The organism is uncultured Vagococcus sp. (assembly GCF_963518325.1).
Classification (GTDB): Bacteria; Bacillota; Bacilli; order Lactobacillales; family Vagococcaceae; genus Vagococcus_D.
In genome coordinates this window covers 1-18,305 of the sequence record NZ_CAUQJB010000053.1, presented here as the reverse complement: position 1 = coordinate 18,305, position 18,305 = coordinate 1, and the positions used below count along the sequence as shown (strand labels likewise).

The 18,305-nt window shown below is 39.8% G+C and carries 16 protein-coding genes; all 16 read right to left on the bottom strand.

What is annotated here, in order from left to right; all coding sequences use genetic code 11:
• Positions 1-526: 526 nt before the first annotated feature.
• Complete coding sequence (locus tag RWN13_RS22830; protein ID WP_314068404.1) at positions 527-1,267, bottom strand: PD-(D/E)XK nuclease family transposase; 741 nt, start codon at positions 1,265-1,267, stop codon at positions 527-529.
• Positions 1,268-1,715: 448 nt separating this feature from the next.
• Positions 1,716-1,997: a hypothetical protein gene (locus RWN13_RS22825; protein ID WP_314068401.1), complete on the bottom strand. Its 282-nt coding sequence runs from the start codon at positions 1,995-1,997 to the stop codon at positions 1,716-1,718.
• Positions 1,998-2,083: 86 nt separating this feature from the next.
• Positions 2,084-2,533, bottom strand: a complete 450-nt coding sequence (locus tag RWN13_RS22820) for a glyoxalase/bleomycin resistance/extradiol dioxygenase family protein (RefSeq protein ID WP_314068399.1) — start codon at positions 2,531-2,533, stop codon at positions 2,084-2,086.
• Positions 2,534-5,450: 2,917 nt separating this feature from the next.
• Positions 5,451-6,104 (bottom strand): type A chloramphenicol O-acetyltransferase, encoded by a 654-nt coding sequence (catA, locus tag RWN13_RS22815; protein ID WP_314068397.1) that lies wholly within the window; start codon positions 6,102-6,104, stop codon positions 5,451-5,453.
• A 168-nt stretch (positions 6,105-6,272) separates the two neighbouring features.
• A complete protein-coding gene (locus tag RWN13_RS22810) occupies positions 6,273-7,295 on the bottom strand; it encodes a putative sulfate exporter family transporter (protein ID WP_314068395.1) in 1,023 nt (340 codons plus the stop codon).
• 284 nt (positions 7,296-7,579) lie between these two features.
• Positions 7,580-8,686 carry a DNA polymerase IV gene (gene dinB / locus RWN13_RS22805; protein WP_314068393.1) on the bottom strand — a complete coding sequence of 369 codons (1,107 nt, stop codon included), beginning with the start codon at positions 8,684-8,686 and terminating at the stop codon, positions 7,580-7,582.
• 677 nt (positions 8,687-9,363) lie between these two features.
• Positions 9,364-9,996 (bottom strand): uridine kinase, encoded by a 633-nt coding sequence (gene udk, locus RWN13_RS22800; RefSeq protein ID WP_314068391.1) that lies wholly within the window; start codon positions 9,994-9,996, stop codon positions 9,364-9,366.
• A 104-nt stretch (positions 9,997-10,100) separates the two neighbouring features.
• Positions 10,101-10,499, bottom strand: a complete 399-nt coding sequence (fosX, locus tag RWN13_RS22795; protein ID WP_314068389.1) for a FosX/FosE/FosI family fosfomycin resistance hydrolase — start codon at positions 10,497-10,499, stop codon at positions 10,101-10,103.
• The gene (locus RWN13_RS22790) at positions 10,492-11,232 is read right to left on the bottom strand and encodes a 16S rRNA pseudouridine(516) synthase (protein ID WP_314068387.1); all 741 of its coding nucleotides are present in this window, start codon (positions 11,230-11,232) and stop codon (positions 10,492-10,494) included. Before RWN13_RS22790 ends, fosX begins: the two co-directional genes overlap by 8 nt.
• 266 nt (positions 11,233-11,498) lie before the next feature.
• Positions 11,499-12,995: a glutamate/gamma-aminobutyrate family transporter YjeM gene (gene yjeM / locus RWN13_RS22785; protein ID WP_314068385.1), complete on the bottom strand. Its 1,497-nt coding sequence runs from the start codon at positions 12,993-12,995 to the stop codon at positions 11,499-11,501.
• Between the two features lie 82 nt (positions 12,996-13,077).
• Entirely contained in the window at positions 13,078-13,422 is a 345-nt protein-coding gene (locus RWN13_RS22780) for a PqqD family peptide modification chaperone (RefSeq protein ID WP_314068383.1), read from the bottom strand.
• Complete coding sequence (locus tag RWN13_RS22775; RefSeq protein ID WP_314068381.1) at positions 13,403-15,340, bottom strand: OPT family oligopeptide transporter; 1,938 nt, start codon at positions 15,338-15,340, stop codon at positions 13,403-13,405. Before RWN13_RS22775 ends, RWN13_RS22780 begins: the two co-directional genes overlap by 20 nt.
• Positions 15,341-15,494: 154 nt before the next feature.
• Complete coding sequence (pepV, locus tag RWN13_RS22770) at positions 15,495-16,901, bottom strand: dipeptidase PepV (RefSeq protein WP_314068379.1); 1,407 nt, start codon at positions 16,899-16,901, stop codon at positions 15,495-15,497.
• 387 nt (positions 16,902-17,288) lie between these two features.
• Positions 17,289-17,471: a hypothetical protein gene (locus RWN13_RS22765; protein WP_314068378.1), complete on the bottom strand. Its 183-nt coding sequence runs from the start codon at positions 17,469-17,471 to the stop codon at positions 17,289-17,291.
• 303 nt (positions 17,472-17,774) lie between these two features.
• A complete protein-coding gene (locus tag RWN13_RS22760; RefSeq protein WP_314068376.1) occupies positions 17,775-17,981 on the bottom strand; it encodes a hypothetical protein in 207 nt (68 codons plus the stop codon).
• Between the two features lie 53 nt (positions 17,982-18,034).
• Complete coding sequence (locus tag RWN13_RS22755) at positions 18,035-18,157, bottom strand: hypothetical protein (protein WP_314068373.1); 123 nt, start codon at positions 18,155-18,157, stop codon at positions 18,035-18,037.
• Positions 18,158-18,305 lie beyond the last annotated feature (148 nt).

Genomic DNA, 18,305 nt, shown 5'->3' with positions numbered 1-18,305 from the left:
AACGGGGCTCAGTATCGACCGTATTAAAGAGCTGTAGACACTAAACCCACGAGCACTCTCATCTGCAAGATTGCTCGTGGGTGTTTGCTTATAAGGTTATGGAAATAGAGGAACATATATGAGGGTGCATACACTAATTCAAGAGGGATATAAAAAAGGATAAGAAATACACTATTCTGTTGAATAAATTTCAGAAGAAACAAGTCTTCCTCCTCAACGAATCAAGGCACTAACACCACTCTAGCCTTGTAGACTTCAAATAATCATCAGTCTAATGTGGGTGGATGCTTATTTGACTGGTAATTATAAATGAGGCATTAACTTTTCAGACTCAATGACGACAATATTCCCCCCTATTTCCTTTGCTTTTTCTGCATCACGAACATAACAAATGGTTGATCTCATTAGTCCTACATGAACGACGCAGTAACCGTTATCATTTCATAACATACTCAGGGTATTCACTAACTGGATAATAATTGATTGCTTATTAAAATTTACTGAACACATTACCCTCAGTCACATTCTAAACTTCTATTTCCCGACTTAACTCAAGCAACCTTGGCTGGCCCAGTCCGGTTATTTTTTCTACTCGTTCAAGTGACATTCCTGCTTTCAGCAAATTGATTGCTATACGTTCTTGCTCTTCTGCTCGCCCTTCATACCTTCCTTCATTGCGAGTGGCTATTTCTCTTAATCTGGCATTCTCAATCATCGCTTGCACCTCCTTATCCTCTTTATAACCTGCTAGTACCTGTTGAGCAAACCGCACATCTTCATTAGCATCTTCCGCTAACTTTTGATTAGTAAAATACCGGCACCAATCACTTAACAATGAGCTAATCCCCTCATCTCCATCGGTATATTTAGGTAGCTCATCAAACACTAACTTTAACATTTCTCGCTTCTTTTCATCTAAAAGTGGCACTAGGCGATTTTCTTCCAGTATCCTAAAGGTTGACACTAAACTGCTTCCCTCTTGAAAATAAATGTGAGCCAAAATACTCACAATGTAAACTGGATAAATCGTATCCAAAGAACTCGACTCATCCTTTGTTAAAAATTCAAGTTGCTGAGAAAATCGATTCATCGCATACAATAAAACCCGTTTTTCGAAAAACTGTTGGCGTACCATTTGAAATTCAATAATTACTTTAGTCTGATCCGCCAATACTGCCAACACATCGACTTCCCTAACATATAGAATCGTTTGCTTTTCCGTGACACTTCTTTTTTCACGTGACCGAATCGTCTTGCCATCTATCACTGTTGCTTTTCAACTTCTAATCCTAAAGTAGCATTAATCAAACTGATCAACGCCCGTTCATTTTTAGGATTACTAAACAATAGACAGTTTTCTAAAGCTACCATGGGACGATTTACAGCTACATTTTAGCATGCTTTTTTCAATGAATCAACATGACCTAAAAAAAAATAAATTTCTCTTTTCGAAAAAATATTAGGGCACTTAATGGAATCACCTTAGAACAAATTTACCAAGCAAAGGGGCTCAGTATGGACTGTCTTAAAGAACTGTCAACACTAACCCTACCAGTCCTCTCTTTTTATGATTGCTAGTAGGTTAGTGACTTAGATGTTTTCTTGGAATTGCGTTACCACAGGGATACGGACAGATGACCGATGGGGTTAGAGGTATTCCTTCGTTTCACTATTAATAAACACCCTTCGACCTATTTAACTGCTATTTTTCGAACCTAACTGATAGTCTGTTGTTCACGTAGTTTTTTGATATAACGACCTAATGTTGCTAGTGAGACATCATGTAGTCTGGCAATATCCAGCTTTGGGTAGCCGCTAGATAACCAGCTTTCATAATCTTCTAGTTTTAAGTCTTCCAAGCGTTGATTAGGTACCCAAATTTGTTCAAGCAATCTGGCTAATCGTCGTACTTCTGCCACTTTCTGAGGGTTTCTCTCCCATTGCTCATCCCGCATAATAAGCAACATTTGGTACCGCCAAACTTTTTTATGTGTCATTATCATATCCTTTCTTTTAGTTCTGACAGTGGATTAAACTAAAAAAGTCAGCACTGGCTTAGCAGCTACTGACTTTTAGCATGAGACTAATTTTGGACTTGAGAATAGGGTTGCGAATGTAGCATCCACGCAATGCCATACGGGTCTGTAAACGACCCCATCTTACCACCCCAAAACTGGGAGTCATAAGGCATGGTAATCGTCACTGTTTTAGACTCAACAATCTTTTGATAGAAGGCTTCTGCTTCGATGACTGCTTCTGGATCTTCGCTGTTAACGTCCAACATAATGGATATCTGGTTCCCTGATGTCATTTCATAGCCAAAACAGTCTGAACAAAACAAATCTGTTCCTAATATACTAAACTTAGCATGGATAGTCGTATTATCCAATTCATCGACTGCCACCTTAAATTCCTCTGCCTGTTCTGCTTGAGGTGTCACGCGTAATATATTGGTGGCACCAAAGACACGCTCATAATACGCCAATGCTTCTTTTGAATTATTATAGGTTAGATAAGGATATAATTTTGCCATTTTTTTCCTCTTTTCATTATTGTTAGATTGATTATACAACAACGAACACACGTTCGTAAACTACTTGTATTAGTTAAGCGATACACGTACGACTATCACACCTTTTTTAACCCTTCATCATGATGCTATAAACACTCGCCTCTAAAATTAGGTCGATTTTCAGGACGAAAAACGTTTCTTTTAGAAGCCTTTCACAAAACAGCAAAGAGTTACAATCACTCCAACACCAAATATCTAGAGAGGGATTATTCCTCATAGTACTCCTAATGGATTGGCAATCGTGGTCATTTTTGTAATACTGTCCTCCAAATCACTTGTTATTGTCACTCTCGATTCTTCTTTTTCATCTGCTCATAGCTCTCCATCGGCTGATAACAAAATTTCATAAATGAAAAGGGGCTGTCGCAATTTTTTTCCAAGAAGCCCATATCATATTACTCTAATACAAAAATTAACTGACTGGTCTTTTCTAAGCCCTTTTTAATTTGATAGGCAACATTTGGATATATCAATAATTATTTTTCCTTTAGTATTGTCACATTTTTCTGAATACTTTTGTAATTCTTTTAGGGAGAGCCCAAAAAGAAATTCACTTTTCTATCAATGCTTGAGGGGATCATCTTCAATCCAGATAAACTGAAATTCATTGATAATCCTCAAGAAGCAGATCTCATTATCTCCGATTGTTACGAACTCGATCAAGCTTACATCGTTTTCTTTTATTTGGAACACGTCACAGATATTGCTATATGGAAAGAACTAGTTAATTTCATTCAAGAAAAAATTGTTGTTATTTCTTTCTCCCTTTAATAAAATAGGCAATCTCACTAACTATCAAAATAGCTTGTTCAATGGCTATTCTTTTTCCATGAGATACGATTGCAATCTATCTGTTGCTACAGCTTATAAATAGGCAAAGCAAAACAATACAACCATACATATAATTGGGAAGCTGAGCATTTGGTGGTCAGTGGCGATCCCTCTCAAATCGCCTTAATTAATTCAAAATTTTTCAGAAAAAGAGCCGTTAGCACGATTCGTGTGCCAACGACTCTTTAACTGTACTTCTAAAACCATTTACCTCTACGTAAACTCGCTCTACCTTGCTTTCCCCATATTGGGGAGTGGCCACTCCCTGACATTCTGATTGAAACTTCGCTTGGTCCGTGTTGGGTGGGGTAAAATACCATTGTTGAAACCTCAAGGAGAAGCTTGATGTTCCTTGTGAAGTTCCCCAACTCAAAAGACTTCCCTTGATGTTTCGTTAACCTATTTTCAACCGACTTGTCTGGATAAAGCTCATTTCTTGTTGAGGTATCACCGTCCATCACTATAGCCATAACCGCAGACGTGGTCTTGATGAGTAGTACCTCGGCGTTTGCATTATTAAGATAAACCCAGCGCTCAATCAACGCTCGTCAGCTTTGATTGACCCAAATTCAGATTGATCCATTTAAACGAAAAAAAGCAATATCAGACGTCGTGTCTAATACTGCTTCAATAGTTATAAGGGAAAATAGCCTCATTTGGCCAAGCTTAACAACGGAGAGACTCCTCCTTCTTTAGGAAACTCAAAAAACAGCTAGAAAAATCCGTTCAAATTGAGTATAATAAAGATGTTAGCGCTTAGGCGCTACACTATTGGCGCTTGATTAGTCAGTTAGTGCTGATTGTTCAAGGTTTCATACTGCATTTGAGACGCCAATCTCGAGTGCAGTAGCCAATGGATTTATGTAATTGTGGGTTTATCTTAACGCCCATATTGTATAATCTTGCGAAAGCGGTGTCAAGTCTTTTTTTATTAAATAACAACAATAAGGACTCTTCTGAATGATGGTTATCATTAGAAGGGTTCTTTTATGGTTGCTGGACATAGTACATTGTTACATTTTAAGTGCCTGCAATTGCTTAATTGCCTATTATCCACATTCTTTCTTATCCTCCTTATTAAGGTTTATTCACCTTATAAATACCTAGCCTCTGCTCTTCTGTTTAATAGATTACATTAAATTTACTTTTAGTAGGTAGACTGATAGTTAACATCCTAGTCTGTTCTCTGCAATTTTATAGACGTCTTGGTCTTCTCTTTTGCTTACAAGGATAATTTCCAAAGTTCCATCACATTCTCTAAAAATAACTCGCCTTCCTAAACGTCGATGTTTCACTTTTTGACAATCTGATAATTTTCCATGGGATGGGTGTTTGGAAGTACATTCTGTTCTATTTTTGCGAATGATTTTAGTATTTGCTTAAAATACATCGTAATCGCTGTAATGGAATCTAACCCTAACCCTTCTCATGTTTCTGTCGTTCTTCTCTTTAGTTCCTCATCTAAATTAACAGTTAATCTTGTCTTATATGTCATGCCTCTCGCTTCTTTCTATACACATCATGTACATCTAATTGGCGTATGATTCAATAATTTCACTTAGAATTTGGTCACCTATTTTTCAATTAGATTGTTGATTTTCCCCCTATTGTTTCCAAAAGAGCCAAACAATTGAGAGAATTAAATTTCCAATAAGTAACCGATTAGTCTTCCTTGTATCTTCTTGTCATCTTGATAACTAGCAAGGTTCTGTTGAGCAAACCGGCATCTTCATCAGCCTCCCCCTTACGACGCCTTATTTACAGCTACATTTAGACATGATTTTTTTCAACGAACTAGTAAGACTTATTTTTCGAGGTTATTCTTTGATATCTTTCGCCACCAATCACTTTAAACTATAAAACGTGCCTGTCTCTATTTAGAAAAAAACTCTCACAGTCAACCTTCGCCGTCTGTGAGAGTCATGATTATTTAGTTAGGTCTGACTCTTGACTATTTTTGACGATTAACAACCTATCAATAAACTACCGTTCCCGTGCAACTTAGATACTACCTTGATTGTCATTGACCTCTTAAGATACGCCTATTCTAATTAGTTAACTGATCAGCCAGTTCTGCTATGCACTTCTCCAAGCGTTCTAAAAACTGGGCAACATGATAGCCATCACAGACTGCATGATGCACTTGTATCGACAACGGCATCACTCGCCGATGATTATCCAGTTGATATTTACCCATGGTAAAGCTTGGGGCCAAGTAATCACCGATTTCCGGTAAGTTTAAGTTAAAACCAGTAAAACTAAACCAAGGAAAACTTGAGACATTAAAATGGTTGTCTGGTAATAGTGGCTTGGCAAACAGTGTCTGGCACTCACCGTAGGCTATCTCATCATTTTGATACTGTTGGTTAAAGTCTTGCCAATCTTCTCGATACTCCGTCCAAATTGCCGAAAATGTTTCCTGTTTTTGGTGAAAAATTGTATAACTTGGATGAAGCTCGTCCCAAATAACCAATTGTTTATCAACCATCCCCATGCGAAATTCTTCACTCTGATTAACAGCCTTAGCTAAGGCAAAAATCATCAGTGGGTAAAATTTTATCTGAGCCTTTTTGCTCGCCGCCACCACTCTCGTAACATCCAGTTCAACTGTCACACTGTAGGTACAAGGGACGGTATTTACATAATGCTCAAAATGCTCCTTTCTTTTCCACTTCTCTAATTCAATTACTTGATAAGTCATTGTAACGCCCTCCTGTTTTTTCATCAATTGTCTATAACAGAAGAGCTAATTTTCTTGTTTTTACCACCTATAACACGTCCTTCGTTTTTTATCATTATACCAGAGGTCTTGCCAAGTATTGCAAAAAAAGCACTACTTATGACAGTAGCACCTACATCGTTTTTACTTTTAACGATTAATCAATAAAAAGATTAAGACAATCGCTATGATGACTTGAGAAATACCTATAGCACCACCCAAAGCCATTGCTTTTGGTCCTTCTTTAATCAAATCGGCAAATTTAACTCGCATGCCAATCCCTGCTAAGGCGATAATTTCAAACTGACCACTAATGGTTTTAGCTGTTGTTGAAATAACTGGAGGTAAATTAACAAATGTGACGATTAAACATAAGGCAAAGAAGGCGGTAATAAACCAAGGCACGCTGATTTTTGATTTTGTTTTGGCATCCTTCGTCGGTTTAAAGAGCGATCCTTTATCAGATGTATTCATCCGTGAAAAGGAGATGGCGACTGCCACAATTAAGATAATTCGGATAATTTTAAAAATCGTCGCATATTGGGTGACTTCTTCCCCGACAATTTTTCCTGATGCGATCACTTGGCCGACTGATTGCAGTGTTCCGCCGATCATCGCACTGGTTGGCATTACTTCCTGATGATAAAGGATACTGGTTAAAAATGGCAAGACAACCATCAAGATTGTCCCAGTTAAATTAACGATGGTAATGGAAATCCCTTTGTCTTTCTCATCTGCCCCAATGATCGGGCTAACTGTTCCAATGGCCGATGAGCCGCAGACTGCATTACCTGCACTCATCAATAAGGAGAAACGGCGGTTGAAACCAAATAATTTCCCAAATTGATAGGCCACCAAAATGGTTAAAAACATCTGACAAACAATAAATAACACGCCTTTAACGCCAACACTTGCTACGTCGGTCAAATTTAATGTTAATCCGGTCAACGCAATGGAATATTCAAGCAAGCGGCTTTCTGAAAATTTCACACCTAATGCCAAACTGTCTCTATTTAAAAGAGTATTCCCTAGTATAATTCCCAAAAGAATGGCAAATAATGACGCCCCTACTTTTGGGAAAAAATTGCCAATTACTTGTGATACTATCCCAATCAGCAAGCAGGCAAGAAAGCCTAATCCAATGCCTTTTATTTTTTTTAATGAGTCTTCCATAAATCACTCTCCTGTTATTTTATTTCTCTTTCTTATAGTGTATCATCGATTAACTATAATATGAAATTATAATTTATGATGAATGTATAATGTGTAATTATATGAGATATAAACATTACTGAAGACTGTTTTTGATTATTTCACTTAATAGCAATTAGTTATATACTGCTGGCGTGCACATAGTTGATCTACACTTTTGAATCACTCTATGTCACTTATCACTCAATTTAGGATAAGGTAAAAGACCTGTCACTCGCTTTAAACTAAAGCTGTAACAGGTCTTGCTATAATGGTAAGACAATATTTTCATAAGTTAAGGGATCCAAATTAGTAATGGTAATTCCCAGGAGTCGAATCCCTTGTTCGATTTCCCCCAATTCTTCCCAAATTAGATTAGCTTGGAAAAAGATATCTTCGCCTTGATTGACATACTCTGGAAGGGTTCTGCGTCTCGTAATGGTTTCATAATCAGTATTGCGGACTTTGAGGGCCACTGTCTTGCCGTGTTTTTGGTGTTTTTTTAAGGATCGAGCCACACTGTCCGCCAGTTCTCGCAATTGACTGATGACTTGTTCTTCACTGATTAGTGGTCTGCCAAAGGTGTTTTCCCGACCGATGGATTTCCGGACTCGATTGGGTTCTACTGGTGAATCATGAATGCCACGAACTTTACGGTAAAGGGAGTACCCCATTTTACCAAACTCTTGAATCAAACTCATCTCGTTTTGCTGGTACAAATCATCGCCGGTAAAGATGCCTAACTCATGCATTCGAGGGACGGTCTTTTTACCGACGCCGTGGAACTTTTCGATGGGCAAGCTACGTAAAAAAGCTTCCGCATCGTCGGGTAAAATAACTGTGAGGCCTCGTGGTTTTTGAAAATCTGAAGCTAGTTTGGCAATAAATTTATTGTAGCTTATCCCTGCTGAACAGGTGAGGTGTAATTCGCGCCATATGTCTAATTGAATCATACGAGCTATCCGAATGGCACTTTTACCTGCTATTTTATTTACAGTCACATCCAAATAGGCTTCATCGGAGGCAACTGGTTCAATCACATCGGTATAGCGATGAAAAATCTCATGAATTTGAGCAGAGATTTCCTGATAGTGGGCCATATTTCCTTGTACAAAGTTGGCTTCTGGGCAAAGTTCATAGGCTTTTTGGGCGCTCATAGCCGAATGAATGCCGAATTTGCGGGCTTCGTAATTGGCGGTGGTAACCACGCCTTTACCGCCAGTGTCTCGTGGATGGCGAGCAATGACCAAGGGTTTTCCCACTAATTCCGGATGATCGCGTTCTTCCACAGAGGCATAAAAGGCGTCCATATCCAAATGAATGATTTTTCGTGATGTGTCTTTCTTTAATGGGAATCGCATTTCCGTTGCCATTGACTCACCTCCTTGTCTCTTCATTATACTCGAACAAACGTTCCTTTGGCAACTGAGTGAGTTTGCTCCCTTGTTTCCTAAAAAAAGTTAACTATAATCGGGAGGCTGCTGAAAAACTCATAAAATATCAAAACAGAAAAATTTAGTTCCTAAAATAGATTGAAATAAGAGTTCCCATTAGGGATGAACCTTCATAGTTTATTAGTATCTACTATACTAGTGGGAAAAAAATCCGAATTTTCGGTTAAGAATATCCGGATTTGTTCAGCAACCACATAGTCGGTCATATTATTTATTTAATAACCCAATAAAAAAATATCCCATTAAGGTCGTTGTTATTTCTAATAGACACAACCATCGATATGACCACAAATAAGCATAAATACATAGTTATAATAAACACTCAAACTTAATGACACTCTTTACGAACACTTTCCATTGTGATATCCTTAACTTGCTATCAATACAACCTCTTACAAACGAACACTCTACCTTAGTATCCCCATAATTTGTTGGTAGCAAACAGACAGACATTTCCCATGTTTTGTCTATCTGTTTGTTAAAAAGTTCATTTAACCGTTATATTAAGAATTTAATAACTCAAATAAAAAACCAAGGCCCCTTGATCTAAAAGGCCTTTGGTTTTTTTCTATTTACTTCATTCTAAGTGTTATGTCTTATTTAATATCTAAAATACTGGCAATTTTCGTGGTCATCAAATCGATGGCCACTTGGTTTTCGCCGCCTTCTGGAATGATGATGTCGGCGTATTTTTTAGTTGGTTCGATAAATTGATGGAACATTGGTTTAACGACGGTTAGATACTGTTCAATAACTGAATCCAATGTCCGTCCTCGCTCTTCCATATCTCGCTTAATTCGGCGGATAATACGGATATCGTCTTCCGTATCCACATAGAGTTTAATGTCCATCAGGTCACGTAACCGCTCGTCTTCTAAAATGAGAATACCCTCGATAATAATCACTTCTTTTGGTTCCTGATGAACGACCTCTTTACTACGAGTATGGGCTTCATAGTCATAGACAGGTTTATCAATGGCCTTAAAGTTAATTAAATCTGTTAATTGTTGAATTAATAGATCTGTGTCAAAAGCAAAAGGATGATCGTAATTTGTGTTTAAGCGTTCTTCAAAACTTAACTCATCTTGGTTCTTGTAATACGAGTCTTGCTCAAATAATAAAATTGAGTGGTCTTTAAATTCGTTTAAAATGGCTTTACTGACGCTTGTTTTACCACTTCCAGACCCACCAGTTACGCCAATCACTATTGGCTTCCGTGCGATTTCCATTTTGCTTAATACCTCTTTCGTCATATGATTTCCTTTATCTATACTAATCTATATTTGGTTAGTATTCAATCATTTATTACTTAAATAATGATTTATTTTATTCCTCATCCATAGCGTGCCAGACGTTCTGCCAAGGTACCCGTGTGTAATTCGAAAAGGTGATGATCGAAATCGTAAAAATAGAGGGACTCCCCTTCGCCGCTTACTCGGCTTCGTTGTTCTTTGATGGTTAATCCTAGGGCTTTGATCTTCTTTACATAGCCAGGCAAGGCTTCCTTTGGCACCTTAAAGGCAATGTGGTTGTAGGTCTGCTCTTGTAAGGGCTCACCTTCCATAATCGCTATCCAAAGGTCTCCTACTAAAAAGAAGCGTTCTTTGGACAAAGAATAGGTCTTATTCCCACTGTCGTAGACCCGTTCAGCAGCGAATAGCTCTTCGAAAAACAAGCTGGCTTGATCTAAATCAGCTACGATAAAGGTCATATGACTAATGCCTTCAATCATTTCCCTCACTCCTCTCATTAAAATAGGCTTGTAAACGGGTCAGTTCCTCTGAGGTTAATGGGCGGTACTCCCCTGGGCTTAAGGCCTCATCCAATACCAAACTGCCCATGGTTAATCGTTTCAAATAGATGACTTTTTTCCCCACGGCTAAAAACATTTTTTTGACTTGATGAAATTTCCCTTCGGTAATGCTCAATAGCACCCGACTTTCAGCTTGACTGGCTGACAGGATTTCCAATCGTGCTGGTTGGCAAGTCACGCCGCCGTGAAAGGTGATACCGCGTTGAAAGGCTTGGACATCTGCCTCGGTGACCCCTTCGTTAACCACTGCTTCATACTGCTTAATGACTCCTTTTAAGGGTCCCAATAATTGATGGGCTAATTTACCATTGTCTGTCAGCAATAACAGTCCTTCCGTGTCTCGGTCCAGACGTCCCACTGGGAATAATCCGTGGCGTCTGTCTGACTGGCTGATTAACTCAACAACGGTCTGGTGGCGCTGATCACGGACGGCACTAACGGCTCCTTTTGGTTTATTTAACATGTAATAAACATGAGCGGGCCCTTCCAAGATTTTGTCTTTTAAGGTGACTTGTTGCAAGGCTGGGTCGACGTTAAAGGAACCGATTTGAATAACTTGACCATCGACTTTGACATGTCGACTGATTAGCAGTCGTTTGACTTGTTTGCGTGAGCCTACTTCTGCGGCTTCTAATAATTTATCCAGACGCATTGGCTTCTTCCTCTCAAAACTTCTCGTTATAGTGTACCTTATTTTCACGCCATAATCCACAGTCAGGCTTAACGGACAACGTTTGTCAAAAACCATAATACCTCTCTTCTTTGTCTAAAAAAATCACTTTAATCACTTTTTATGAACCGGCAGATGGGGTCATCTCTGGCATTTTAAGGAGGACGCTCTAAATTAAAGCTTTTTTTAAACTAATCCTCAGCAAACAAGCAACTTGGGCAAGTTGCTTGTTTGCTTGTTTTGTTTGATTACGGGAGTTTCTTTCGCTCATAATTTTTGTAAAGTAGGAAGGCGATGGCTGAAAAAACCAATGGGCCACCAATCATCCAAAGTGTATCTGAAGCCTTTGGTTCGTCTCTAAACAAGGGTTCAATGATGGTAAAGAGATTGGCAAAACCAACAATAATCATGACGATGGCCGTTACCACATAGGTACTGGTTTTGGTTTTAAAGATGGTAAAGGAATGGTCCAGTTCAGCTTTATTTTTAAATGCTGGAAAAGCACCTGCTAAAAAGAGATACGGTAGGGTCATGGCCACATTGGTCATCAAAGTCAAGATATTATAAAATTCTTGGGCGCCTTTCCCACCAAAAGAAATAAGTGCGACAATCACTAGAACCATCCCTGCTTGCACCCACATGGCGTAACCTGGCATGCCTTGATCGTTCATCTTGGTAAACTTCTTCGGCCAAATTTCTTTTGGTGTTCCCTGAATTAGGGTTTTTAACGGGGAATATATCAAGGTGAAAAATGCCCCCGTATAAGCTAAAAACATGGACAGGCCGGTGATTCTGGCGAACCATTCACCAAGAACTAAGGCACTACCACTGGTCATACCGAGGACTTTACCGAATTCAATTCCCAGATTGCTCATCATAACGTATGTAATATTGCCCAAATTCACGTTCTCGCCAGAGAGAATTAACGCCCAATTTGTTGTGACGCCCCATAATAACAAACTGAGGGCGTACCCAACTGAAATAATTAAGGCAGACACGATTACACCTTTTGGAAAGTTCTTTTCTGGTTGTTCTGTCTCATCGACTAAACCTCCTACGGCTTCCAAACCGCCATAAGCAAAAATGGCAAAAATAACAAACCCAAGAATTGAAAAGGTATTACCAAATTCTGCGTTTGGTGAGGCGATAAAGCTTTTGATGCCTTCAATAGGCTGGGCCATTACGCCTTTGTTGGCCATCCAGACGATGATGCTAATGACAAAAAGGACCACATTTAAAGCCGTCACAGCAATTCCTCCGACAGATGTCACCTTAGTTATTTTATCCATGCCACGAGAGGCAAAAAAGGTCACGGCAATCATCCAAATCATGGCCAAGAGCCCTAAACTTTGGGTCCCATTTAAGCCTAGAAAACTGAAAGATTGGGTTTTATCACCCCCAAAAATCAAGGTTGTAAAGGGAATCCAGACTTTTGAAGAAATGCCTACCATCCAAATAACATAAGAGGTGAACCACATAAAGGTCCCAATAAAGGCATAAAGGGGGCCAACTGATTTTTCCATCCAGCTGTAAATTCCTCCTTGTTCTGTTTTGAAAGCTGCGCCATACTCAGCCATCATCATGGCATAAGGGATAAAGAAGACAATGGCGGCGAAGATATACCACGGAATAGCCGCGTACCCCATTCGATAAAAGGCGACTGGTGCATTGGCAAACCCAAAAACGGAGGTGAAAATCATCAGTACTAATCCCATCAAGGTCATTTTTTTCGTATTTTTTGACATGTGTTGTGCCTCCTCGTATTAAGCGTTCTGATTACGGAGCAAAGAGGGGACAGTCACTGGCTGCCACCCTCTTAGTATCATATTAAACTGGTTCAATCCATTTTTCTTCTGTTTCCAAATAATGCAAATACAATTCCAAGCGTTCGTATAAGTGAATTCCCGCCTCCTGATGACTTCCTACTAAGATCTGGCCCAACTCCTCGATGGTAAGCTTGCCATCTATGGCTTGAAAGAGTTGACTGCCATAGTCATCTAACTTAATCGTCGTTGTTTCGGGAATCCGGACTGATAGTTTGCGGAATAACTGCTGAATCCAGTGGTTTTGCGGTTTGATAATCAGCACACGATCTTCCTTGATCTGATACTCAATCTGTGGGTTAAGGCGGTAGACTCTTTCCAAATATGAGTTAGTCTCTTGGTGTTTCATCAGATGACCCTCCTGATTTACCTTTTGTCTTAAGGATTGGTAAAAGACTACAGGCGATTAAGAGAATTAGCATGATATACGCGCCGCTGTTGCCACTGAAGATCCCTCTTGGGGTTCCTGGTTTAATGACGCCTGTGATGTGAAGAATAATGCCGATTAAACCAATGATTGAGCCACCGGCGATTAATCCTGATGACAAACTAATTCCGTTGGTCATCCGCTCTTCCCGAATGGCCTCATCCTTACTTATTTTTTCAACAAAGACTTTTACTAGAGCGCCGATTAAAATAATCGATGTGGTGGCTATTGGCAAATAGGCCCCTACGGCGATGCTCATAACAGGTAACTCTAATAAAAAGAAGATAATCCCAAAGACAATACCGACGATGATCATCAGCCACGGCAATTTCCCTTGCATGATTCCACTGGTTAATGTGGCCATCAAATTGGCTTGGGGGACAGCAAAAGGCGCATTTTCTCCAGTAATCGCAATTTGGGGTGCCAGTAAGCTAATCACACCAACGACTACCACCACGCCAACTACACCAGATAACAGGAAGTATTTAAGCATCTCACTGCTGCTGCCACCCATGATAAAGGTGGCTTTTTGAGCTTGCATATATGAGCCGGCAACGGCAATCACTATCACAACGAATGTGGCAAATAAGAGCAGGATAATATTGTGTTCGGTAGTTTTCCACCCCATGGTGACAAATACTAAGGTCATGATTACCAAAGAGGCGATCGTCATGCCAGAAACCGGCAAGTTGGACGTGCCAATAGTTCCCGTTAATCGTCCTGACACAATCGCAAACAAGAGGCTTAAAATAAGGGATAACATTGACGCGACAATCGTGATCAGCAGGTTTTTAGAAATGATAAAGCCCATGATAAACGTCATGACAACTCCTGCTAGTAAGACTAGAATACCTGATGCATCGCTTGCGCCCTGATTGGCAGAACGTGCTTTAAGGGTTTGAGAAATGGAATTAATAATCGTCGGAATCAGCTTAACCGCCCCGATTATCCCACCACTGATCATCATCCCGGCTCCAATGTATTTGGCATAAGAACTGGCAATTTCATTGACGCTAATCTCATTGATTAGTAGCTGAGAAGCGTCCCAAACGGTGGCAGAGGTATTGGCCAACTCACTGAAATAACCAATTAAGGGAATCAACGCAAAGTTAGTTAGCAACGAGCCCGCAAACATGGTCATGGCCACTTTCAGTCCTACAATAAAACCAATTCCAGAGAGCATGGGATTGGCTTCTATTTCCAGTTTACTCTTATAAAAGTCGTGGCTGATGTAACTAACAACGTTATTCATAACACCGAAGACTGAGGTTGTCAGCGCGGTTAAAATACCGCTAATACCAAAGCCGATTCCCATGTTTTTCAGGGAGTCTCCTCCTGCATCAGAGGCTACTAAGGATTCGGAAATCGCCATGGCTTCTGGATAGATCAACTCCCCATGTTCTTCCACTAATAAATAATTTTGTACCAAACTCGTGGCGCCAATACTGAAGAGAACGGCGGTCACACCGACTACCACCCCTTCGATGAAGTTAATCTTGCCGCCGATTAAGATAATGGATGGCAACACAAAAATCATCCCACTGGCAATCGATTCGCCTCCTGAAGACATGCCTGACAGGATGTTTTTACTTAAGATATTTTTTGATTTAATGAACATAGAAACCAAGCCTGATCCAATAATGGAGCCTGGAATTCCTGCTGCTACTGTCAACCCTACTTTCATGCCTGAATAGGCGGTGGAGGCTGCGAAAATTGCCGATAATAAGATCCCGAAGATGATAATCAATGTTCCGCCGTTAGCGCCTTTATTATTTTTAACATAAGGAACATACTCTTTTCCTTTAACACCACCGTATGCATCTTTAGATAATTTTTTCATCAGTAAACTCCTTAAATTCTAGTGGCCCGCTCATGGGCATCAGCCTCATGAGCAAGACCCCGGTCATTTTTCAAGAATATGACATCTATGATTGACTAAGAGAGACGATGACTGCCGTGGTCTAACTAGCAGATTTCCGTCCCTTGGAAAACAATTAGTGAATAAGTCGATAAATAGCATCAGCATAAATGACAGTAGCTTTATAAATATCTTCTACGTACATAAATTCATTTGCTTGATGCATGACATCTTCCCGACCTGGGAATAAGGCGCCAAAGGCCACACCTCGTTCGAAGAGGCGTCCATAGGTACCACCGCCGATGGTTTTTTCCCTTCCTTTTTCGCCTGTATGTTCTTCGTAGGCGCCTAATAGAGCGACTACTAACGGATCATCTGCTGGGACGTAATGGGGCGTCTTTACGCCAGATTCCGGAGCGACTGTTACATTCGGGATTGCCGCTGCTATGGCCTTGGCAATTTTTTCAGCGTCTGTTCCTTTTGGATAGCGAACGTTGATGGTGACGGTCTTAGGTCCCTTTTCATCGTAAACAAATAGGTTAGGGCTAGATGTTAATTCACCCATAATCTCATCGGTATGAGCAATGTCTGTTAGTTTACCTTGTGGATCCTGATGCAAATAAGTGCTAATAGCGGTTAAATACGCTTTACCGGCTCCATCTAAGTCAGCTGATTTCAGAGCATCGGCTAGGTAGGTGGCGGCATTTATACCGGCTACCGGATTTTGCGCATGTGCGGCTTTTCCAATTAAATGAATGGTTCCTTGGTCACCCTCGATTTCAACCTGACCTGCCAAGTGATGTTCTGTTATATAAGAGTCAAAATCTTGTTTCAATTTTGCTAGAATTTTAGGGTCACCTGAAATAATCGCGGTTCCGTCACCTGGGACCATATTGGATCGAAGGCCTGATTGAAATGACCTTAGGGTAATCGCGCCTGCTGTATTTATCGGTTCAAAGGTCACCACAAATGACGCGATGCCTTTTTCACCGTTAATAATCGGGAAGTGGGCATCTGGTGAAAAGCCAAAGTTCGGCATGGTTTCATTGGCCTGATAACGCTCCATGCAATACCAGCCACTTTCTTCATCTGTTCCAATAATGTAGCGGACTTTCTTGGAGACTGGCAACTCCAATTCTTTAATAATTTTTAAGGCGTAGTAAGCCGCTATGGCTGGGCCTTTATCATCACTGGACCCACGAGCATAGAGTTTTCCGTCTTTGATCACTGGGTCAAAAGGATCTGTCTCCCAGCCATCGCCAGTTGGCACCACATCCACATGGGCCAGCACACCGAGAACATCTTCTCCTTCACCATATTCAATATGCCCGGCTACATTTTCAATATTTTTCGTAACAAAGCCGTCTCGCTCGCCGATTTCCAAAAATTTACTTAAGGCTTCAGCGGGTCCCGGTCCTAGAGGGAATGCCTCTGTCTGATGTTCTAGATCTCTCACACTATCAATTCTAATTAAGGTCTTTAAATCATCCATCAATTGTTCTTTTCGTTTGTCTACTTCTTTTTGCCAATCAATTTTAGTCATTCATCGTTCCTTCTTTCTGATTATTTAGTGTTTCACTGAGCCTGATCTCAACTGGTTCAATTGCCTCCTTTGTGTCTTAACTAGATCAATCATCCGTAGCCTACATCACATGATTCTCTGACCGATAATTAATCCTTCCTACACCATGCTAACGCTTATTGAAAACGTTTACAACTTATTGCAGGTCTTTCTGATAAAATTCTTACTTAGCCTCATACTTTATTAAGTTTTTCACATTACCTCTTAACCTTAACTAACTTTAGTTATTAGTCTTCAGTGAATGACTGGTTAATAACGGTTGGTGATGAGAAATAGTTCTCGTTTCGGAGGAATTATTATGGATTTCAGGTATTTTTTTGATTGACGGCCTAAAGATAAAAAAAACGCCTATCCAGATAGGCTCAAAACCAATAAGCTAATCACACCAACTACTACAACCACGCCGACAACGGCAATCACTATCACAACGAAAGTCGCAAATAAGAGCAGGATAATATTGTGTTCGATGGTTTTCCACCCCATGGTGACAAACACTAAGGTTATGATACCCCCAGCTAATAAAACTAGCATACCTGATGCATCGCTAGCGCTCTGATTGGCGGAACAGGTTTAAGGGTTTGATAAATGGAAGTAATAATCGGAGGAATCAGCTTCCCTGCCCCGATAATCCCACTACTGATCATCATCCCACACCGATGTATTTGGAATAAAGAAATAACACAAATGGAAGTACCCCACCAAGAAAATGCTAGGGGAATTTTTCGCTAGTATTATTGGAATTTATCTCTATTTATTCTTAGTGCTTTCGAGCTACTTCTAACGCTATCTCGTCTGATATTTTAACTGACGAGGTATTATCTTAGAGACTCTATGTTAAAAATCATCTAATAATTTTGTCTGATTATCAAGTACTTCAACAACCTTATCTCCAAACTGACCTTTAACAGATTCACCTAAACCACTTGTAGCAGTTTTGATAGATGATTTCGCAGATTTCAACTCTGTTTTACCTGATTTTTTCACTTTAGATTTTTTTGTTTCCTTACTCTCATTACCTGACCTACCTACTGCTTTTACCATTTGGCGCTCACCCCAATCACAACTAAAGACTCCCTGTCTCTTTCTCCGATGAATTAACGAATCAACTCAAATAAATCACCTGATATAGACACCTTTCTTGGTTGATATAGGACCGATGCTTCTTTGACTAATTTAACACTCTCGATGTCGATACGCTTTGCTGATTTTTTATTCATGATAATCTCCTCCTAAATTTTCAGACACAAAAATAAGCCAATCTCCTTTTTATCAAGAGATTGACTCATCATTATAATATATATTTATTTTCGTCTCTGTTTCATCAGTTAAAGATTAGACCGTTTCAATTCTTTCTTTTTTAAATCA